The 20,851-nt window shown below is 67.5% G+C and carries 20 protein-coding genes; 8 read left to right on the forward strand and 12 right to left on the reverse strand.

Annotation, left to right across the window (positions count from 1 at the left end):
• Nucleotide 1: 1 nt before the first annotated feature.
• Nucleotides 2–859: a helix-turn-helix transcriptional regulator gene (locus GPX89_RS20100; RefSeq protein WP_328602054.1), complete on the reverse strand. Its 858-nt coding sequence runs from the start codon at nt 857–859 to the stop codon at nt 2–4.
• 121 nt (nt 860–980) lie between these two features.
• Here GPX89_RS20100 and GPX89_RS20105 point away from each other — a divergent pair, with 121 nt between their 5' ends.
• Nucleotides 981–1,583, forward strand: a complete 603-nt coding sequence (locus tag GPX89_RS20105) for a YbhB/YbcL family Raf kinase inhibitor-like protein (RefSeq protein ID WP_157389045.1) — start codon at nt 981–983, stop codon at nt 1,581–1,583.
• A gap of 51 nt (nt 1,584–1,634) precedes the next feature.
• Here the strand turns inward: GPX89_RS20105 and GPX89_RS20110 are convergent, their stop codons facing one another.
• Nucleotides 1,635–3,224 carry a succinic semialdehyde dehydrogenase gene (locus GPX89_RS20110; protein WP_157389046.1) on the reverse strand — a complete coding sequence of 530 codons (1,590 nt, stop codon included), beginning with the start codon at nt 3,222–3,224 and terminating at the stop codon, nt 1,635–1,637.
• 135 nt (nt 3,225–3,359) lie between these two features.
• Between GPX89_RS20110 and GPX89_RS20115 the strand changes: the two genes are divergently transcribed.
• Nucleotides 3,360–4,184 carry a crotonase/enoyl-CoA hydratase family protein gene (locus GPX89_RS20115; protein WP_157389047.1) on the forward strand — a complete coding sequence of 275 codons (825 nt, stop codon included), beginning with the start codon at nt 3,360–3,362 and terminating at the stop codon, nt 4,182–4,184.
• Between the two features lie 5 nt (nt 4,185–4,189).
• Here GPX89_RS20115 and GPX89_RS20120 read toward each other — a convergent pair whose 3' ends face one another.
• The 9 genes from GPX89_RS20120 to GPX89_RS20160 form a co-directional block, all read right to left on the reverse strand.
• Complete coding sequence (locus GPX89_RS20120) at nt 4,190–6,001, reverse strand: ABC transporter ATP-binding protein (protein ID WP_235947527.1); 1,812 nt, start codon at nt 5,999–6,001, stop codon at nt 4,190–4,192.
• 201 nt (nt 6,002–6,202) lie between these two features.
• A complete protein-coding gene (locus GPX89_RS20125) occupies nt 6,203–6,973 on the reverse strand; it encodes an SDR family NAD(P)-dependent oxidoreductase (RefSeq protein WP_157389048.1) in 771 nt (256 codons plus the stop codon).
• Nucleotides 6,970–7,680: an acetoacetate decarboxylase family protein gene (locus tag GPX89_RS20130; protein ID WP_157389049.1), complete on the reverse strand. Its 711-nt coding sequence runs from the start codon at nt 7,678–7,680 to the stop codon at nt 6,970–6,972. Before GPX89_RS20130 ends, GPX89_RS20125 begins: the two co-directional genes overlap by 4 nt.
• 41 nt (nt 7,681–7,721) lie before the next feature.
• Nucleotides 7,722–9,347 (reverse strand): acyl-CoA synthetase, encoded by a 1,626-nt coding sequence (locus GPX89_RS20135; protein ID WP_157389050.1) that lies wholly within the window; start codon nt 9,345–9,347, stop codon nt 7,722–7,724.
• A 25-nt stretch (nt 9,348–9,372) separates the two neighbouring features.
• Entirely contained in the window at nt 9,373–10,629 is a 1,257-nt protein-coding gene (locus GPX89_RS20140; protein ID WP_328602055.1) for a hypothetical protein, read from the reverse strand.
• The gene (locus GPX89_RS20145) at nt 10,623–11,171 is read right to left on the reverse strand and encodes a nuclear transport factor 2-like protein (protein ID WP_157389051.1); all 549 of its coding nucleotides are present in this window, start codon (nt 11,169–11,171) and stop codon (nt 10,623–10,625) included. The genes GPX89_RS20140 and GPX89_RS20145 overlap by 7 nt, the downstream gene beginning before the upstream one ends.
• A 13-nt stretch (nt 11,172–11,184) precedes the next feature.
• Nucleotides 11,185–11,388, reverse strand: coding sequence for a ferredoxin (locus GPX89_RS20150; RefSeq protein ID WP_157389052.1), 204 nt, complete (start codon nt 11,386–11,388; stop codon nt 11,185–11,187).
• Nucleotides 11,385–12,170: an SDR family oxidoreductase gene (locus GPX89_RS20155; protein WP_157389053.1), complete on the reverse strand. Its 786-nt coding sequence runs from the start codon at nt 12,168–12,170 to the stop codon at nt 11,385–11,387. The genes GPX89_RS20150 and GPX89_RS20155 overlap by 4 nt, the downstream gene beginning before the upstream one ends.
• A complete protein-coding gene (locus tag GPX89_RS20160) occupies nt 12,170–13,375 on the reverse strand; it encodes a cytochrome P450 (protein ID WP_157389054.1) in 1,206 nt (401 codons plus the stop codon). The genes GPX89_RS20155 and GPX89_RS20160 overlap by 1 nt, the downstream gene beginning before the upstream one ends.
• A gap of 233 nt (nt 13,376–13,608) precedes the next feature.
• Here GPX89_RS20160 and GPX89_RS20165 point away from each other — a divergent pair, with 233 nt between their 5' ends.
• Genes GPX89_RS20165 through GPX89_RS20190 form a run of 6 tightly spaced genes read left to right on the forward strand, consistent with a single transcriptional unit; the run spans nt 13,609 to nt 19,469 of the window.
• The gene (locus tag GPX89_RS20165; RefSeq protein ID WP_157389055.1) at nt 13,609–15,081 is read left to right on the forward strand and encodes an aldehyde dehydrogenase; all 1,473 of its coding nucleotides are present in this window, start codon (nt 13,609–13,611) and stop codon (nt 15,079–15,081) included.
• An 11-nt stretch (nt 15,082–15,092) separates the two neighbouring features.
• The gene (locus GPX89_RS20170) at nt 15,093–15,845 is read left to right on the forward strand and encodes an SDR family oxidoreductase (RefSeq protein WP_157389056.1); all 753 of its coding nucleotides are present in this window, start codon (nt 15,093–15,095) and stop codon (nt 15,843–15,845) included.
• Nucleotides 15,842–16,717 carry an NAD(P)-dependent oxidoreductase gene (locus tag GPX89_RS20175; RefSeq protein ID WP_157389057.1) on the forward strand — a complete coding sequence of 292 codons (876 nt, stop codon included), beginning with the start codon at nt 15,842–15,844 and terminating at the stop codon, nt 16,715–16,717. Before GPX89_RS20170 ends, GPX89_RS20175 begins: the two co-directional genes overlap by 4 nt.
• Nucleotides 16,714–17,091: a carboxymuconolactone decarboxylase family protein gene (locus GPX89_RS20180; RefSeq protein WP_157389058.1), complete on the forward strand. Its 378-nt coding sequence runs from the start codon at nt 16,714–16,716 to the stop codon at nt 17,089–17,091. The genes GPX89_RS20175 and GPX89_RS20180 overlap by 4 nt, the downstream gene beginning before the upstream one ends.
• Before the next feature lie 29 nt (nt 17,092–17,120).
• Nucleotides 17,121–18,593 (forward strand): FAD-dependent oxidoreductase, encoded by a 1,473-nt coding sequence (locus tag GPX89_RS20185; RefSeq protein ID WP_157389059.1) that lies wholly within the window; start codon nt 17,121–17,123, stop codon nt 18,591–18,593.
• A 15-nt stretch (nt 18,594–18,608) separates the two neighbouring features.
• Nucleotides 18,609–19,469 (forward strand): LLM class F420-dependent oxidoreductase, encoded by an 861-nt coding sequence (locus tag GPX89_RS20190; RefSeq protein ID WP_157389060.1) that lies wholly within the window; start codon nt 18,609–18,611, stop codon nt 19,467–19,469.
• Between the two features lie 291 nt (nt 19,470–19,760).
• Here the strand turns inward: GPX89_RS20190 and GPX89_RS20195 are convergent.
• A partial coding sequence (locus tag GPX89_RS20195) for an HNH endonuclease signature motif containing protein (protein ID WP_157389061.1) occupies nt 19,761–20,851 on the reverse strand: 1,091 nt, incomplete at its 5' end.

The following is a 20,851-nucleotide window of genomic DNA, read 5'->3' on the forward strand; positions in this document are numbered from 1 at the left end:
ACTATCCCGCGACGGGTCGAAGGCGGGTGCCGCCCAGGCGGTTCGCGTGATCGGTGAGGACGGCGCGCAGCACCGCCGCCGAGGCCTCGTCGGCGGGGGTGAGCACGGTGATGCCGTGGTCGGCGCCGTCCGGGCTGGTCAGGTTGTCGTAGCAGACGGTCAGGTCACCGAACTCGGGATGGCGGATCCGCTTGCTGCCGTGGCTGCGGTCCTGCACCGTGTGGTCGTCCCACCAGGTGGCGAATTCCTCGCTCTCCGAACGCAATCCGTCGATCACCTGGCGCAGCCGGGGGTCGTCCGGATGCCGGGCCAGATTGCGGCGCAGATTGCCGACGGTCTCGCGCGCGACCCGCTCCCAGTCGAGCTGGGTGGCGCGGATGCCCGGATCGAGCAGGGTCAGCCGGGCGACATTGACACCGGGGCCGAAATCCGGGCCGAACAGCGCCGCGGCGGCGGTATTGCGGGCCAGCACGTCGAGCCGGAAGTCGCTCAGATACGCCGGGAGTGACGGCATGCCGTCGAGGATGGCGAGCAGCGAGGCCGGTGGCTGGACGGTACGACGGGCCGGCGGCTGCGCGCCGCGCGCGATGAGATGCAGATGCGCCCGCTCGGCATCGCTGAGCCGCAGCGCCTCCGAGAGGGCGTCGAGAACCGAGGCCCCCGGCGTCCCGACCCGCCCCTGTTCCAGCCGGATGTACCAGTCGATGCTGACCGCGGCGAGTTGCGCGACCTCCTGCCGTCGCAGCCCCGGCGTGCGCCGGGTGCCGACGCTGGGGAGCCCGGCCGCTTCCGGCGACAGTCGCTCCCGCATCGCGCGCAGGAATGCGCCCAGCTCGTTCCCGGATCCCGTACTCTCCACGCGTCCAGCCTAGGGGCCGGGACCGGGTAGCACGCGGCGTACCAGGCTGCGGAGGATCTCCCAGCCGGGCCCGCATTTCGAGATTCTCTTCTTGCCATTCGAAATACCGAGGAGGACCGCCATGAACGGCACCGCACGCATCGCTTCCAGCATCTTCGCCGTGGCGGCCCTGGCCGGGCTGACCGCCTGCGGCAGCGACAAGGATTCGACGACCACCACGAGCACCCCCGCATCGGTCCAGGTTCGCCCCGTAGTCCCGGCCACAGCGGCCCGGTTCACCGTGACCACCGCCGACGCCACCACGTCCTTCCCCGCCGACTTCTACGCGGGCAGCTTCGGCTGCACCGCCGCCAACCGCGCCCCGCACCTGGCCTGGACCGGAGCGCCCGCGGGCGCGAAGAGCTTCGCGGTCACCATGTTCGATCCCGATGCCCCGACCGGCGCGGGCTTCTGGCACTGGATGAACTGGGACATTCCCTCCACCGCAAAGGATTTCACGTCGGGAGCCGCGGGTGTCGCGGGTACCAATGACGCGGGCGTCCCCGGCTACCTGGGCCCCTGCCCGCCGGCCGGCGACAAGCCGCACCACTACGAGATCTCGGTCCTGGCTTTGGATACGGCGAGCATGGACCTGCCCGCCGGCACCACGCCGACGGTGGCGTCCTTCAGCATGGGCTCGCACATCATCGGGGTGGCGAAGCTGAGCCTGACCGCGCAGCGATAACGACAACGGGTCCCCGCCGAATGACGGGGACCCGTTGCAGCGCAGCGCTTCTCAGCCCAGATGCAGGCGGCGCATCAGGCGCAGCGTGACCAGCGTCGACTTGAGCTGCTTCTCGTACGGCATGGACGCCCGCGCGGCCATGATCTGCTTCTTCTGCACCCCGATATTGATGGTGTCGGTGTACTTCAGCAGCCCGGCCGCACCGTGGCGGGTCCCGACGCCGGACTGCTTCACGCCGCCCGACGGGGTGCCCTTGGCCGCGTAGCTGGTGACGAAGCCGTCGTTGATATTGATGGCTCCGGACTCGATGCGCTCCGCCAGACGCGTACCGCGCTCGATGTTTCCGGTCCAGATGCTGGCGTTGAGGCCGTAGCTGGTGTCATTGGCCAGCTCCACGGCCTCGTCCACCGAGCCGTACTTGTAGATGCTGACCACGGGCCCGAAGGTCTCCATGGTGGCGTGGGCCATGTCCTTGGTGACGCCGGTGAGCACGGTCGGCTCGAAGAACGCGGGTCCGATGTCGGGGCGCGGGTTGCCGCCGGTGACCACGGTCGCGCCCTTCTCCCGGGCCTCGTCGACGTGGGCGGCGACGCGCTTCATATGGTCCACCGAGACCAGCGAACCCATTTCGGGTTCGAAGTCGTAGCTCGCGCCCATCTTCTTACCGAGCTCCTCTGCGGCGGCGACGAATCGGCGCAGGTACTCGTCGTAGACCCGCTCGTGCACATAGATGCGCTCGATGTGCATGCACGCCTGGCCGGTGTTGCCGAACACCGCGAAGATGGCCGACGGAATGGCCTCGTCGAGGTTGACGTCGTCGAGCACGATCATCGGGTTCTTGCCGCCGAGCTCGAGGCTGCAGCCGATGAGGTTGCGCCCGGCCTGTTCGCCGATGGTGCGTCCGGTGGCGGTGGAGCCGGTGAACATGACGAAGTCGACATTGTCGATGAGGGTGGGTCCGACGTCGGGGCCGCCGCCGCAGACCACCTGGACCAGCCCGCGCGGCAGGCCCGCCTTGTGCAGCAGTTCGATGCCGTACAGGGTGCACAGCGCGGTCTTGTTGTCCGGCTTCATGATCACGCCGTTGCCCGCGATGAGCGCCGGGGTGGAATCGGACATGGAGATGGCGAACGGGAAGTTCCACGGCGCGATGACCGCGACAACGCCCTTGGGCCGATGCTCCTCGGTCGAGGAGGTGATCACCGGCATCGGCCCGGAGCGCTTCTTGGGCTTGAGTGTCTTCGCCGCCGTCTTGAGGTAGTGCGCGATGACCATCGGCGTATCGCAGGCCTCCTCGATGGCCATGCGACGCGCCTTGCCGCACCCGATCTGGATCAGATCCGCCAGCGTCTCGATCTCGGAGAGAATCAACTCGTGCGCGCGCTCGAACACCGCGAGCCGGTCCGCGAGCGGCCGTGCGGCCCATTCCTTCTGGGCGGCGCGCGCCATCTCGGCGGCGGCCTTCACGTCCTCGGGCGAGGACTGCGGCAGGTAGCCGACGACGTCACCGGTGTAGACCTCGATCATCTCGAACGGCTCGCGAGCCTCGCCCGCCTTGCCGGCCGTCACCATGGCGGTCAGCCGATCGATGAGGGATTCCGTGACGCGGGGCGGAAGCTTCGCCTTGCTCGTTGTGCTCATGGGACTCTCTCCAGTACTTGCCGCCCGTGACGGCGGTCACCATGATCCAAACTAGAACACGTTATTGTTCAGGACAACGGTGCGGGGTAGTTTCGTGCCGGAATCAGCTCAGAAGTTGGAAGAAAGGGGTCGGCGATGACCGCAGCGACGACTGCTGAAACGGGTAGCAACACCGAACCGCACGCTCTGGTCGAGAAGCGGGGCGCGACGCTGATCGTCACCATGAACCGGCCCAAGTCCAAGAACGCCCTGACCGGCGAGATGCTGGCCATCATGACCGAGGCGTGGGACACCGTCGACAACGATCCGGAGATCCGCTCCTGCATCCTCACCGGTGCGGGCGGCGCGTTCTGCGCGGGCGCGGACCTCAAGGCCATGAACAAGCGCAACCCGAGCGACGGCATGGCGGAGGGCTCGGCCTTCGACCCGTCCCGCATGCCGGGTCTGCTCAAGGGCCGCCGCCTGACCAAGCCGCTGATCGCGGCGGTCGAGGGCGCGGCCATCGCGGGCGGCACCGAGATCCTGCAGGGCACCGATATCCGCATCGCGGGCGAGAGCGCCAAATTCGGTGTGTCCGAAGCGAAGTGGAGCCTGTTCCCGATGGGCGGCTCGGCAGTGCGGCTGCCGCGTCAGATCCCGTACACCGTCGCGGCGGAACTGCTGCTGACCGGCCGCCACATCACCGCCGCGGAGGCGCTGAACTTCGGGCTCATCGGTCACGTGGTGCCGGACGGCACCGCGCTGGACAAGGCCCTGGAGATCGCCGAGCTGATCAACAACAACGGCCCGCTGGCCGTGCAGGCGATCCTCAAGGTCATTCGCGACACCGAGGGCATGCACGAGGAAGAGGCGTTCCAGATCGACGCCAAGGTCGGTCTGCCGGTCTTCCGCAGCGAAGACGCGAAGGAGGGCCCTCGCGCCTTCGCCGAGAAGCGGAAGCCGAATTTCCAAGGGAAATAACCCTTTTACAAGAGGGAGGAAGTTTGGGGGCTGGGCCCCCAAACCCCCTTATCCTCTCCGAGGAATCCGCCGCTCTGGTGCCGCCACAGTTGCGCATACGTGCCCTCGGCCCGTAGCAGCTCCTCGTGGCTGCCCTGTTCGACGATCCGCCCGCGATCGAGCACGATCAGCCGATCCATATCGGCGACCGTGCTCAGCCGGTGCGCGACCACCAGTGCCGTACGCCCTTCCATCAGCTCCCAGAGCGCCTGCTGCACAAGGAGTTCGCTCTCGGAGTCGAGGGCGCTGGTGGCCTCGTCCAGCAGCAGGATGGGAGCGTCGCGCAAGATGGCGCGAGCGAGCGCGACCCGCTGGCGCTGCCCGCCGGACAGTTTCACGCCGCGCTCGCCGATGAGCGTGTCCATGCCCTCGGGCAAGGAGTCCGAGAACTCGGTGACGTGCGCGGCCTTCGCGGCCCGCCGTACCTCCTCGTCGGTGGCATCCGGTCGCGCGAAACGGATGTTCTCGCTCAGCGTCCGGTGGAACATGGCCGGATCCTGTGGCACGTACGCGATCAGGCTGCGCAGATCGCTCTGCTTCAGCCGCGAGATGTCCTGCCCGCCGATGCGAATCGCACCGCCGTCGATGTCCATCATGCGCAGCAGCAGCTGGGTGATCGTGGATTTGCCGCCGCCCGAACGCCCGACCAGCCCGATCCGCGATCCGCCGGGCACCTCCAGATCCAGCCCCCGGAACAGCGGCGGCGCACCCGCGTGCGCGAAGTCCACCCGCTCGAACCGGATGCCGGACCCATTGGGCCGCAAGGGTTCCGGATCCGCCACGTCCAGCACCGTCGGCGATTCCCGCAGCAGCTCGGTGAACTGCGCGGCCTCGGTGGTGGAGCTCTCCAGCCGTCGGTAGATCTGGTTGAACCGGAACATGATCCCGGTGGCGTTCCAGTAGTAGGTGAACGCCACGATGATCACCTCGACCGAGGCGTGGCCGCCGTCGATGCCCAGGGCGATCAGCAGTCCGAGCACGTTCACGATCACCATGAGCGGCATGACCGCGGTGTCGATGTAGAGGTTGTTGTAGTCCCACGACCGCAGCGTCTTCTTGCGCTGCCCGTCCACGCGCCGCCGGTGTTCGGCCGCCTCCTGTGGTTCGGCCGCGAAGGCCCGGACGGCCTGCATGTTCGACAGGCTGTCGGCGACGTGCCCGGACACCAGCGCGACGGCCTCCTCCCGCTCGTCGACCAGCCGCTGCCGACGCCGGATGAGGGGCGTGACGATCAACCCGCACAGCGCGATCAGCCCGACCAGCGTCACGACCAGCATCGGGTCATAACGCCACAGGACCACGCAGGCGAAGCCCATCGGCACCAGCGCGGAGACGATCTCGAAGGCGAAGGTGTCGGCGAACTCCTCGAACCGGGTCGCGAAGCTCAGGGACCGCTTGGTCAGCGAGCCCGCGAAGTTGTTGTGGAAGAACGCCGTGTCCTTGGCCAGCAGCTCGTCCATGGCGATGTTGTAGAGGCTCTCGATACCGTAGGCGTCGAGCCGGTTCAGGAAGTGGATTCCGATACGCCAGAACACTTCCGACAGGGTCAGGACGCCGGCGAACGCCAGGACGTAGGGCGCGAGCGCGCCGAACGAGGAGTCGCCGGTGGTGGCCACCTTGCCGACGAGCATGGCCACCAGCAGTGGTGCGATATAGAGCTGACAGGTGTTTCCGAGGGCCGGTCCCAGCATGCCCAGGGCCGTGATCGCCTTGCGCCGGGACATCTCCCGGCCGTAATAGCGCAGAACCAGCATCACAGCGGATGTGCGCGAACTCATCCATCCCCTCTCGAATCAGATGCTCGAGCAGTGCAGACAGCCCAGACTGCCTGGTGGGGAGGTATCGCGCCACTGAATTATTGCCGGTTGGTAGCCGGGTTTCTCGCGAAATGCAGTCGGCGCTGGGCAGCCGCAGAGCCTCGGCTACCCAGCGCCGGATGGATGCCGATCGGAGCACTTGCCGACATCCAGCACAGTGGGCTACTCGACGGGATGGATCGAGCGCCTGATGATGGCGCGGGCGACACCGGGCAGGAATCGCCGCATGAAGTACGCCGGTCGAGCCTGGCCGGGAAAGACGTACAGCGCCGACTTCGGCTTCGCCAGCGCCTTTTCCAGCGCGTCCACAATGCTCTCCGGTGTCGCCACCCCGCCCTCGTTGCCGAGCACGCTGGCGTTCTCCTTGCGGACCGTCTCCAGGAACGGCGTCTCCACCATGGGCGGGCACAGCACGAGCAGCCGTACTCCACTGCCCTCCAGCTCGTAGGAGAGGCTGTCCGCGAACCCGATCACCGCATGCTTGGAGGCCGTATATCCGGCCATTCCCGGCGAGGGCAGCCAGCCCGCCAGCGAGGCGAACAGCACGACCGTCCCCGCGCCCGCCTGCTTCATGGCCGGAATGACGGCCTGGCACAGGTTGACGGTCCCGATGTAGTTGACGTCCATCATCTTCCGGATCTGGGCCACATCGTGGTCCAGCGCGGAGGCGTGCACATGGCACATGCCGGCGGCGTGCACCAGGCGATCGATCACGCCGAGCTCGGACCGCACCTTGTCGACGACCGCGCGGACCTGTCCCGGATCGGACACGTCGCAGGTGTAGGTGTGCATGTTCGGCGATCGCAGCGCGGTGTCGGCCAGCCCGGCGGCGTTCATGTCCACCGCGGCCACATCCCACCCCGCGGCCGCGAGACGTTGCGCGACGATGCGGCCCATGCCGCTGGCCGCTCCGGTGACGAGTGCTGTGCTCATCGCACCTCCCGGGTTTGCAATACCGTGGCGGCGTCCGCGAAGGTCATGCGCAGCACACCGATTCGGCTGGAGAAGAGAGCGGCCCTGGGCAGTCCCAGCGCACGCAACTGGTCGGAGACGGGGTGAGTGCCGAGCTCCACCCGGCTACCGCCGGGCCGCCCGCGCACCGCACCGGGATTCATCACCCAGGGCGTACGACGCAGGATCCCGTCACGCCAGGTGTAGGCATCGATGGACGCACCGCCCGCACCTCCGGGCATCGGGAACCCGTCGGCGACCCGCAGCGCGATCACCAACTGCCCGTCGACGCGTACTTCGCACCGATGTCCGTGCCCGTCGGGCGTGATGTCGATATCGGCGATCAGCTTCGGGAAGCCCCAGATCGATTGCCCCGCTTCACAAGTGAAGCTCTGATTCACCGGTAGCCAGTGGATGTAGGCTCCGGTGCTGTTCTTGCGCCCCGGCTGCTTGGCCATGAGCGAGAACGCGAATTCGTGATACGGCCCGAGGTCCCCGTCCACATATCGCACGAAAGCCAGTGAGAGCACTGCCTTTCCGAACATCGTCACGGGCGCCAGCCCGGCATCGGCGAGCAGCTCACGGGCAGCGGAGACGTCGGCGAGGAACAGCGCCGAGCAGGCGTCGGCCCGGCGGATCTCGACCGGCATGCGGACCTGTTCGCCGAGTACGGAGTGCGCCTCTACCATCTCAGAATTAGAACAGGTTTCACTCACGTCCATCGGTGGTTTCATCGAGTTTCCCCACTCACCGGGATCCGATCGGGTTCGCGGGAGGCCGCATAGGACTTGGCCCACCGGTAGTCGGGCTTGCCGCTGGGCGTTCGGGACACCGTCTCGGCCACCCAGATCCGCCGCGGCAGTTTGTATCCCGCGAGGTGCTCGCGCACATACCGCTCGACGTCGTCGAAGTCGATCGCGCCGTCGGCCGCCGACACCACGGCCGCCACCAGCTGCCCCCACCGCTCGTGCGGCACCCCGATGACCACCGCGTCGTACACGGCGGGATGCGCTTTGAGGATGGCCTCGACCTCCTCGGGGAAGACCTTCTCGCCCCCGGTGTTGACGACCATGTTTCCGCGCCCGATCAGGGTCACCGATCCGTCGGGCTCCACCCGCGCCCGATCATCGGTGATGACCATGCGCACGCCGTCCACGGTCCGGAACAGCTTGTCGGTCTTGACCGGATCCTTGTAGTAGCCGATGGGCACGTTCCCGGTCTTCGCCACCCAGCCCTCCCCGCCCGGCGCGACCGGATGCCCGCCGTCGTCGACCACCAGCGCCCCGCGTCCGGTACGCACCCGCGGCGCCCGCGCCGGATCGTCGTCCTGCTGCGCGAAACCGATACCCCCGAAACCGGTTTCGGAGGATCCGATGGACTCGGTGACCAGCGTGTTCGGAAACAGTTCCAGCAGCGCGTTCTTCACCGGCTGGGTGAGCTGCGCGGCCCCGGAGCCGATGGAGATCAGCGACGACGCGTCGACCGGCGCGGCCCGGTAGGCGTCCACCAGCGGACGGGCGATGGCGTCACCGGTCACCACCAGCACGTGGGGCCGCTTCTCGGCCACCTCCCGCCAGACCTCGTAAGGATCGAAACGCGGCTGGAACAGCACCGCGTTGCCCGACCACAGCGCGGTGAAGGTCGGCATCATGGCGGCGGCGTGAATGAGCGGCGGCAGCACGAACCAGGTCATGGGCGAGTCGTTCGCGGCGGCCATGCGGGACTGCTGGAATTCGTCGGCGACGGGCTCCCCGGTGTAGAAGTCGATCCCGCCGCCCAGCACCCGCCACATGTCCTCCTGCCGCCAGATGACGCCCTTGGGCAGGCCGGTGGTGCCGCCGGTGTACATGATGAAGTGGTCATCGGCGCAGCGCGGTCCGAAATCCCGTTCCGGCGAACCGCTTTCGAGGGCTTGTTCGTAAGGGACGGATTCGCTGGCCGCCCCCGCCCCACCCTGGTCGTCCTCGACCACCAGCGTGTGCCGCAGCTTCGGCAGCCGCGGCCGGATCTCCTCGATGAGCGGCGCGTAGCAGCGGTGGTGCACCGCCATCTCGAGGTCGGCATTGTCGTAGACGTACCGCAGCTCCTCGGCCCGGTAGCGATAGTTGATATTGACCGGCACCGCGCGAATCTTGTAGCAGCCCAACAATGTTTCGAGCGTCTCGATGCTGTTGTGCATGTGGAACCCGATATGCGTCCCCGGTCGCGCCCCCGCCGCGGCCAGGTGATGGGCCAGCCGGTTGGCGCGGGCGTCGAGTTCGGCGAAGGTGAGCCGCCGCCCACCCGCGAGGACGGCGGTCCGGTGCGGCACCGCATCGGCCGAGTGTTCGTACAGGTCGGCGAAATTACACGCCATGGCCGTTTACTCCCGGTTGTTTCGATTACAGGACGGTGAGCGGTAGCGGGGCGCCCCGATCGGCGAAGACGAAGCCCGCCCCGGAGCTGAAGTGGGTGATGGCGACCTCGTCGGCGGTGCGGAAAGGCAGGTCCGCACGGCGGATTTCGATGGTCAGCGCGCAGTCGGAGACATCTCGCACACGGCAGAAGAACCGCGGATTCACCCCGCGCACGAGCGCGTCGAGCGGCTCGAGATGATCGGCGTCGATCAGAGACGTCCAGGCCCCGTCATCCTCGGCACCGCAGGCCCGGCCGATGCGGATTTCCACCACCTGCTCACCGGCCGCGGTCTCACTGGAGACATCGATATCCACATAGGCGGCCGGATTGAGGGCCGGATGCATCCGCAGCACCTTGGCCAGCGACGCGAAATCATCGCCGAGCCCCAGTGCCGCCCGCAGCCGTTCCGCGGTGAGCCCCGCGATCCCGGTGAACTGCTTGCGCAGGATATCGACCGCCACTTCGGGTTTCGTCCGCATCTCGACCGCCGCCCGATACCCGAGCGTGAGCAGGTGGTGCTGCAGGCTCACCTCGTCCGCGATCCGGATCAGCGCCGAGCGCGAGAAGTCCCCGAACCTGAGGTCACTGAGCAGCGGCCCCGAATAGTCGGCCAGCCCTTCGTCTTCCGGATCGATCGGCGACAGCACGGTACCGGCGGCCTGCGATCCGGAGACCAGTTCCGCGCCATCCACCGGTGCGGGCGGCTCGTGTGCCGGATCGATGGTGACCGTCCACGCGCACACCGGCTTTCGATCCGCGGGCTGCCGGGGCGGCCGATGCACCGGCCGCACCCGCGCGTAGGGATTGGTGGCCAGCGCGGTCGCGTCGAAGGTCGGGTCCTCGATGTCGTGACACATGGCCACCACGAACTCGGTCCCCATCGGCTCCACATCGGCCAGCGCGCCGCAGTGGTCCAGATGGAACTCCCCGTGATCGTGATCGATCACCCGGTACCGGAAGTCCATGAACTGCGGTGGCGCACCGATATCCAGCTGGAATCCCTTGAAGATGGCGTCCACGCCGTCCCCGGTGATCCCGAGCGCCCTGCGCATCCGCCGCGTGTACACCGGGCTGGCCAGCCGCCATTCGTCGATGGCCACCGCCGTCATGCCCGCGCGGCCGAGCGCGCCGAGCACGTGCGCCATGCCCGATCGATCGATGAGGTGCCCGCACAGCAGCAGTTCCGGAACCAGCAGGGCCAGTTCGGATCTGGTCAGCGATTCGTATCTGCTGTTCACCACAGGGGCACCGGCCCCTTTCCGATCGGGTACCAGCCGGGCAGCGGCTGGCCGGACATGGCCCGTTCCATGCGCTTGCGCATGCCGGACGACAGCGCATCGGCGGAGATCATCTCCACGAAGAGCGCTGTCACATTGCCGAAGTCGAAGAAGTCGCGCTGCCAGCTCCATTGGTAGTCACCGGCGTAGCGGAACCAGCTGCCGCCGATGCCTTCCGGCGAATACGGCCGCCCGTCCGGCCGCTGCTGCTCGTTGACCTGCTTCCAGAATCCGATGACCGACCCGCTGCGCTCGTCGACCACGAATTCCTGATACGGGTAGGTCCAGCCCTCCAGTCCGAACATCTCCTGGCCGAGCGCGATCTCGCGGATCTCGTCGCGTCCGACGGCCATGAACTCCTGCTGCGGACCGTAGTTCCAGCCGTAGGTGGCGTCCTCGGTGTAGAAGTGGTCGAGGGGCTTCCAATCCCCTTGCGCCTCACACTGTTTGTTCTCGTCCACCCAGCGGCGGATCATCTCGTCGAGTTCGTCTCGGGACCAGGCCATGGCGGCTTCCTCGCTAGTCAACGGCGCTGTCGTCGATCAGCGACAGGGCCTGGGTCGGGCAGTAGCGGACGGCGGCGCGAGCCGCCTCGAGATCAGCGCCGGGGTCAGCGCGGAGAATGCGCACCTGACCCTGTTTCGGCACATCGAAGAGTTCGGGGGCCTCGTCCTGGCAGACGGCGTGCCCCTGGCAGAGATCCAGGTCGACAACGAGTCTCATCGAGGACCTCCGGTTATGGGCGCTTCCGGCTGCACTTCGACCAGCACCAGATGCGACCCCCGCGGTGTGGAGACGACCGCCGTCACCGCCGCCGCCAGATCCCCGGGCCGCAGGAAATTCGCGTGCCGAGCGAACCCCCACTTGACCCAGTTCTCCAGCAGCGGCCCCACTACCTCGGCCGTGGCCTGCATCCCCATCCCGGTCAGCGTCTGCCCCGGCCGGACGATCGAGGACCGAACCCCCGTGCCCTCCAACTCCATTCGCAGCTGGGTGGCGAACGCCTCCACACCGGTCTTGGCCGCGTTGTACGCGCCCGCGCCGGGCCGGGCCCGCACGGCGCAGTCCGAGCCGATGATCACGAAGTCGCCGCGCTGCCGCTCGATCATGCCGGGCAGCACCCGGTGCGCGAGCCGCTGCGCACCGACCAGATGCACCCGGACCTGGGATTCGAACACCTCGGGATCCATTTCCCAGCCCTTGCCGAATTCCAGATCGCCGGCGCCGGAGACCAGAATCTCCGTGGGACCCAACGCGGCCTCGGCGGCGGTCACGAACTCGTCCACCGAGCCGGTGTCGGAGACATCCAGACGTCCCGCGAAGGCCTCACCGCCCGCGGCCCGGATCTTCTCGGCGAGCGTCTCGCAGATCTCCACCCGCCGCGCTCCCAGCGCGACCGGATGTCCCAGGGCGGCAAGCGCTTCCGCCGTAGCGGCTCCGATACCGGACGACGCGCCCGCGACGATCGCGGGCCGGCGGTCCGGATGAGGTGCGAACCGAGCCATCACCGAACCTCTACCGATACGGGCAGGTGCGCGAACCCGCGCACGTTCACCGAATGAACACGCTGGATACCGGATGCGCCGATGCCGTACTCCCGCACCCGAGCCGCGAACTCCCGCAACACGATCGACGCCTCCAGCCGCGCCAGGTGCGCTCCGAGACAGAAGTGCACGCCACGACCGAAGCTGATCAGACCGCCCTTGTCGGCCCGCTCGATGTCATAGCTGTCCGGATCGTGGAAAGCGGCCGTGTCCCGATTCGCGGACCCGACGAGCAGCAGCACCTTCGACCCCGCCGGAATGACGCGCCCGTAGTACTCGAGATCCTCGGCGGCCGTGCGCGCCAGAATCTGGCTCGACGCGTCGTACCGCAGCGTTTCCTCGACCCAGTCCTCGACCAGCTCGGGATGCGCGGCCACCTTCGCGTACTGCTGCGGATTGCGGCCCGCCCAATACAGCGCGTTCCCCAGCAGTTTCGTGGTGGTCTCATTGCCCGCGACCACCATGAGGAACATGAACCCGAGGATCTCCTCGTCGGTCAGCCGGTCCCCGTCGGCCTCGGCATCCAGCAGGGCCGAGGTCAGATCATCGGAACGCTGCTTCTTGCGGGCGGCGAGCATGCCGTTGTAATAGCCCGCCAGCTGCAAGGCCGCCTCCATCGCGGCGACCGGCACATCCATCACCCCCTCTTCACGATGCACCAAAAGGTCGGCGAGCCTGCGCAATTCGGCCCTGTCCGTCTCGGGTACACCCAGCAGCTCGGAGATGACGTCCATGGGCACCTGCCCCGCCACCGCGTCGATCCAATCGAAATCGCCGGCGGCCAGCGCGGGTTCGAGGTAGCGCAGCGTGATCTCGCGGATCCGCTCGCTCATCTCGGTCACTCGCCGGGGCGTGAAGCCCTGATAGACCAGCTTGCGCAGCCGCACATGCCGCGGATCGTCCATGGCCAGGAATGACATGGTGCGCCACGCGTGCGGCCCCCACGCGGCGGGATCCAGCGAGACCCCGTTCGCGCTGGAGAGCCGCACATTGTCGCGGAACCCCGCCGCCACGTCGGCGTGCCGCGAGAGCGCCCAGAAATCCAGTTCCGGATGGTGGTACAGCGGGGCTTCGGCGCGCAGGCGCTGGTACACGGGATAGGGGTCCTCGTGCACGCGGTAGTCGTAGGGGTCGAAGAGCAGCGGCTCGACGGAGGCTGCGGTCATCGGGTCAGCACCTCGTATTCAGTAACGCGTTCATCGGCTCTGACGAACGATTTCCAGCAACGGAGACACGTAGCTGGACATGTGTCTGTACGGTACTAGCGACGGGATCAACTGACAACGGAATCCCGAATCCCACAGCGGCGCCGACCCCGCAAACTGAAACATGTTCTTGCGCGGATCCGAGCCGCGAACCTATAGTCCGTACACGTGTCCGGACAGCATGGGAGCTACCTATGAGCCCGAGCGATCTCGTCCCCGACGGCGGTTCGCACCTGCTGATCGGCGGCAAGCTGATGCCCAGCGCCAATGGCGTGTTCAGCACCGCCAACCCCGCGACCGGGGAAACCCTCGGTCATGCCGCCAATGCCGACGCCGCGGACATGGACGCGGCCATCGCGGCGGCGCGGATGGCATTCGACACCACAGACTGGTCGCGCGATCCGGGTTTTCGCGCGGCCTGCCTGAGACAACTGCGGGACGCCCTCCGGAGTCATATCGAGGAGCTCCGCGAGATCACCATCGCGGAAGCGGGCGCACCCCGCATGCTCACCAGCGGGCCACAACTCGAAGGCCCGATCGACGATCTCGGCTATTTCGCGGATCTGGCCGAAAACTACGAGTGGGAAACCGATCTCGGCATCGCATCCCCCATGGGCATCAAGAGTTCCCGCAAACTCCGCCGCGAACCCATCGGCGTCGTCGGGGCCATCACCCCCTGGAACTTCCCGCATCAGATCAACTTCGCCAAGCTGGGTCCCGCACTCGCGGCAGGCAACACCATCGTCCTGAAACCGGCCCCCGACACCCCGTGGTGCGCGGCTGCGGTCGGCCGGATCCTCGCCGAGCAGACCGATATACCCGCGGGCGTCGTCAATATCGTCACCTCCGACGACCACGGCCTGGGCACCCAGCTGGTCTCCGATCCGCGCGTCGACATGATCTCGTTCACCGGGTCGACCGCGACCGGCAAGACCGTGATGGCCACGGCGGCAGCCTCTTTGAAGAAAGTCTTCCTGGAGCTGGGCGGCAAGTCGGCCTTCATCGTGCTGGACGACGCGGATATCGCGGCGGCCGCGAGCTACGCGGCGTTCGGGGTGTGTGTACATGCCGGGCAGGGATGCGCGATCAGCACGAGACTTCTGGTGCCGCGGGAACTCCACGATCAAGCGGTCGAGGCGGCGGCGAAGACCCTGGCGAATATCAAGCCCGGCGACCCCGCCAAGCCCGGAACCGTCTGCGGCCCACTGATTTCCGAACGCCAGCGAGCCCGCGTCGAGCGCTACCTCGATATCGCCCGCGCGGAAGGCGGCACCATCGTCACCGGCGGTAAGCGTCCCGACACCGGCGCCGGTTGGTTCATCGAACCGACCCTCATCGCGGGTCTGCCCAACAGCTCCCCTGTCGCCCAGGAGGAGATCTTCGGCCCCGTCCTCACCGTCATCCCGCATGACGGCGACGCCGATGCCGTCCGCATCGCCAACGATTCCCCCTACGGCCTGTCCGGCTCGGTCTGGGGCCGTGACCCCGAACGCCTGCGCCGCGTCGTCGAGGGCGTCCGCACCGGCACGCTCAGCGTGAACGGCGGCATCTGGTATTCGGCCGACGCGCCCTTCGGCGGCTACAAGCAGTCCGGCATCGGCCGGGAAATGGGCCTCCTCGGATTCGAGGAATACACCGAGACCAAACTCATCGCGACCGGCTGCTGAGGAGTACCGACATGGGCCGTTTCACCGACAGGTCGATCATCGTCACCGGCGCCGCACGCGGCATCGGCGCGGCGTACGCGCGGGCTCTCGCCACCGAGGGCGCGAAAGTCGTTGTCGCCGACCTCAACAGCGAGCTGGGCGAGAGCGTCGCCAAGCAGATCACCGCCGACGGCGGTACCGCCGTCTTCGCGCAGGTCGACGTGGCCGATCCCGCGTCCGCCAAGGCCGTCGCGGATTTCACCGTCGCCCAGTTCGGCGGCATCCACCACCTGGTCAACAATGCCGCCATCTACGGCGACATGAAGCTCGACATCCTGCTGACCGTCCCCTGGGACTACTACAAGAAGTTCATGGCCGTGAACCTGGACGGCGCACTGAACATGACCCGCGCCGTCTACAAGCACATCGCGAAGGCGGGCGGCGGGTCGATCGTCAACCAGTCCTCCACCGCGGCCTGGACCTACTCCGGCTTCTACGGCCTGGCCAAGGCCGGAATCAACAGCCTGACCCAGCAATTGGCGCACGAGCTGGGCCACTCCAAGATCCGTGTCAACGCCATCGCCCCCGGCCCGACCGACACCGAGGCCACCCGGTCCATCGTGCCGGAGCAGTTCGTGGACCAGCTGGTGAAACAGATGGCGCTGAAGCGACTCGGCACCACCGAGGACATGGTCGGCGCGTGCCTGTATCTGCTGTCCGACGACGCGGCCTGGGTGACCGGCCAAGTCCTGAACGTCGACGGTGGGCAGGTCTTCCGCCCATGAGCGAATCACCGGAATTCTCCGTAGGTTTCATCGGCCTCGGCAATATGGGCGCACCGATGGCCCAACGCCTGGTCGACTGGCCGGGCGGCCTGGTCGTGTGCGATATGCGACCGGACGCGGTAAAACCTTTCGCGGACGCCGGAGCGACCACCGCGAACTCGCCCGCCGACGTGGCCGAGCGCTGCGCCGTCATCTCGGTCGTGGTCCTCGACGACGATCAGGTCCGCGAAGTCGTGAACGGCCTGCTGCAAACCGCCGAACCCGGCACGGTCATCGCGGTGCACTCCACTATTTCCGATACCACGGCCATCGAGCTGGCTGCCGAATGCGCCACGCGCGGAGTCGAATTCGTCGACGCGCCGATCAGCGGCGGTGCGCCCGCCGCCCAGCGCGGATCGCTGGCCATCATGGTGGGCGGCACCACCACCGCCTTCGACACCGTCCGCGAACCCTTCGCCCGCTTCGGCTCCCTGGTCATCCACGCCGGTGACGTCGGCGCAGGCACCCGAATGAAGCTGGCCCGCAACCTACTCCACTTCGTGGCCTTCACCGCCGCCGCCGAGGCCCAACGCCTGGCGGAGGCCGCGGGCCTGGACATCACCAAGCTCGGCAAGGTGGTCCGCCACTCCGATTCCCACACCGGCGGCCCCGGCGCGATCATGCTGCGCAAGACCACCAGCCCGGTGGCCGCGGACGACTTCTGGTTCCCCATCCTCGGCCACGTCCGCGATCTGGGCGAAAAGGATCTCGCCCTGGCCCTGGATCTCGCCGAGCGGCTGAACGTGAATCTGCCACTGGCACAACACGCATTGCACGACCTGGGTGACGGCCTCGGCGTAGGCCCCGGCCCGATCGCGAAGGAGCAGAAATGACAGACGAGCACGCGCCCTCCGAGACCCGCCAGCGCGGCCTGAAGACGATGTCGGAGGTCTACGGCTTCGACCTCCCGAACCTGAAGGGCGACCCGTTCTACGAGGTCACCGTCGACCACCTGTTCGCCGACATCTGGAACCGCCCCGGCCTGACCATGCGGGACCGGCGACTACTCCTGCTGGGAGTCATTGCCGCACAGGGCAATGCGGAGATCGCCGAAATCCAGGTCGGCGCGGCCCTGCGCAACGGCGAACTGGACGCCGACCAGTTGCGTGAGATCGCGGTCTTCCTGGCCCACTACATCGGCTGGCCGTCCGCCACCAAGCTCGACGGCGCGATCCGCAAGACGCTCGCCAAAGACCAGAAGAAGTAATCCCTACCCGCAGTAAGGAACTCGAAGACATGGCGGAAACACCAACCGTCCGGCCCCTCCCCGCCGGTGAGGTCGAAACCTGGGACTTCGAAGCCGACGTCGTGGTCGTCGGCTTCGGCATCGCCGGAGTCTGTGCCGCCCTCGAGGCCGCCCGCTCCGGAGCCGACGTCCTGGTGCTCGAACGCACCGGCGGCTGGGGTGGCGCGGCCGCCATGTCCGGCGGGTTCATCTACCTGGGCGGCGGCACCGCGCTGCAGCGCAAGCTCGGTTTCGAGGACACCCCCGAGAACATGGAGGCGTTCCTCACCGCCGCCCTGGGCCCCGGCGTGGACAAGGCCAAGATCCACGACTACTGCCAGGGCAGCGTCGAACACTTCGATTGGCTGGTCGCCCAGGGCGTCCCGTTCAACGAGGTCTTCTGGGGCGAACCCGGATACGAGCCCCCCGCCGACGAGGGCCTTATGTTCTCCGGCGGCGAGAACGCCGCCCCCTTCAAGGACAAGATCCCGCCCGCCCCGCGCGGCCACCTGGCCTGGACCAAGGACAAGAAGCTCGGCGAAAAGGGCGGCGGCTACATGCTGATGGAGCCCCTCGCCAAGAAGGCCGACGAACTGGGTGTCCGCCACGAATACGACGTCCGCATGCGCCGACTGATCGTCGACGACTCCGGCCGCGTCGCAGGCGTCTCCGCCACCCGCTACGGCAAGCCCGTCCACATCCGCGCCAACCGAGGCGTGGTCCTGGCCACGGGCAGCTTCGCCTACAACCACGAGATGGTGCAACGCTTCGCCCCCAAGATCGCCGGCCGCCCCACCGCCACCGTCGAGGAACACGACGGCATCGGCATCCAGGTGGCGCAGGCTCTCGGCGCGGACCTCGCGCACATGGACGCCACCGAGGTCGCCCTGGTGGTGGACCCGCAACTGGTGGCACGCGGCATCCTCGTGAACGGTCACGGCCAGCGCTTCATCACCGAGGACACCTACGCGGGCCGCATGGGCCAGGCGGTCCTGCAGGATCAGGGCAATCAGGCCTACCTGGTGATCGACGAGCTCGCGCTGGAGGAGGCGATGGAAACCAAGTCCTCCCTGTCCTTCCTGCGCGTCGCACCGACCTGGGTAGCCGAGACGGTCGCCGAACTGGAGTCCGAAATGGGCCTGCCGGAAAACACCCTGCAGTCCACCATCGGCCTCTACAACCACCACGCCGAACAGGGCAACGACCCCTTCCTGAACAAGAAGCCCGAATGGGTCAAGCCCATCCGCACCCCCCTCGGCGCCTACGACCTGCGCGGCTACACCGGCGGTTTCACCCTCGGCGGCCTGCGCACCGACCTGGACTCCCGAGTCCTCCACGTCACCGGCGACCCCATCCCCGGCCTCTACGCGGCAGGCCGAGTCACCTCCGGCATCTGCGCCGGCGGCTACGCCTCCGGTTGTTCCCTCGGCGACGGCAGCTTCTACGGCCGCCGCGCCGGAGTCTCCGCCGCCAAGCAGCTCTGAAAGGTCCCCTCCCCCATGAGATTCGGCATCGTCCTATTCACCAGCGACCGCAACATCACCCCCGCGGCCGCCGCCAAAGCCGCCGAAGACCGCGGCTTCGACTCCTTCTTCGTCCCCGAACACACCCACATCCCCGTCAAACGCGAAGCCGCCCATCCTCAAACCGGCGACGCCAGCCTCCCCGACGACCGCTACATGCGCACCCTCGACCCGTGGGTAGCCCTCGGCACCGCCGCCGCCGTCACCAGTCGCATCGAGTTGTCCACAGCCGTGGCGCTTCCCACCGAAAGCGACTGCATCACCCTCGCCAAAACCATCGCCACCCTCGACCACCTCTCCGGTGGCCGAGTCACCCTAGGCGCCGGATTCGGCTGGAACACCGACGAACTCACCGACCACGGCGTTCCCGGCAACAAGCGCCGCACGGTCCTCCGGGAATACGTAGAAGCCATGCGGGCCCTCTGGACCGAGGAAGAAGCCTCCTACACAGGAGATTTCGTCAACTTCGGCCCCAGCTGGGCGTGGCCCAAGCCGGTCCAGTCCCATATCCCCGTCCTGATCGGCGCGGGCGGCACCGAGAAAACCTTCAAGTGGATCGCCCGCTCCGGCGACGGCTGGATCACCACCCCCTACGAATCCGACGTCTCCGCCTCCACTTCCCTCCTCATGAAGCACTGGGAAGAAGCAGGCCGCGAAGGCACCCCCCGAGTAGTAGCCCTCGCCTACAAGCCCAACCCCGAACAACTGGCCACCTGGGCAGAAGCAGGCGTAACCGACGTCCTCTACGGCCTCCCCGACAAGCCCGAACCAGACGTCCTCGCCTACCTGGACCGGCTGGCAACAAAACTCGCGCCACTGGGCCTGGCGACTCCCTGAGTAGGAGGGAGAGGGGCTGGCTGGGTTGGAAGCCCCAGCTCCGGTTCCAGCCCCACCCTCGCGTGTTTGTGTCTTTTGTGTTTTGTCTTTTGTTTTTTGTCTCGAGAAGGTGATGCGTGCAGTCCGTGGGCCGGGACGTGAGGTGACGGCTCCCAACCCGGCGTCAGCCCAAGTCCGGTAGGGCAGGCGAGGCGACCACACTTCAGGTACCTCCGATCGATGCGCAATCCCGTTGCCAGTTCATGTGCCCTGGAAGTCTTCCCCCGGGTTACCTGACCTCATGCATCTGAATCACATGTTGTGCCGGGCCCGCCGAGCGTGTCGGGCAGCACGGAATGCCTCGCGCCGTTGCGCGGCAGAGTAGTAAACGTGCAGCAGCTCGGTCATCTCCGATTCCGCGATCCCGGGATCCCAGATCGATCCACTCGGTTCGGCCTCAGGCACTCCGTCAGCGGTGACCGGCGGCACGAACACCGTCGGGAACAGGAACGGCACCCCTTCGGGCGTGGTGGTGGCCGATTCGCCGGTGGGCGTGACCCATTCGACCTCCCGCCCCGGGTGGTGAATGACCTGCCATTGGTTGCGGTGGTTGTCGGAGTGGGTCTTGAGCCGATGATGGCGACGACACCGGGCCCCGAGATTGTCGGCGGTGGTGTGGCCCCCGGCAGCGGGGTCGTTGTGGTCGAAGCGTTCTTGGTGGTCGAGATCGGTGGCAGCGGCGGGAATCTGACAGCCCGGGGCACGGCAGGTCCCGTCAAGGGCACGCACGCGCGCGGCGACGCGGGTTCCGGGCCGGTACCGCAATTCCGCTTCCGTGGTCTCGGGAGTGGGGGTGTGCGCTTCGCTGGTGTGCGCGGACGCGGTGTGGGTGGCAGCTGACTGTGCGGCGGTGGTGGTGTCGGTGATGATGTCGAAGCGGGCATGGCGGGCAAGCTGACGAGCCAGATCCGCATCGATCGCACCGAACCCCGCCAACAACGCCGGATTGTCGCGCAACCCGGCCAGAGTCTCGGCCGAGACACCGACCTGCACAAGCACTTTCCGTGGTGCGGGGGTGGTCGCGTCGATCTCGGCATGCGGGCAGTCGGGCCGACCACACTGGCAGGTGAGACGACCGGTGCCGTCGGCGAGGGCGACCAAGGCATCGGCCCGACACTGGGTGGTGGTGCGCGGATCCGAACCGCACACCTGGGTCGAGGCCATCTCCCGCAGACGCTCGTAGAGGGTTTGTCCACCGGCGGCGGGCAGGACCGCATCCACCACGGCGGTACCGTCGTCCGCGGCAGAGATGCTGACGTAGCGGTCGGCCTCGGCGGCCTTGCGGCGCACCGCTTGTCCTTCGGGGTCGGCCTCGAGCAGCCAGCGCCGCGCGGTGCGCTTGA

Origin of the sequence: Nocardia terrae (assembly GCF_009760405.1) — a bacterium.
In the GTDB taxonomy this organism is placed as follows: Bacteria; Actinomycetota; Actinomycetes; order Mycobacteriales; family Mycobacteriaceae; genus Nocardia; species Nocardia terrae.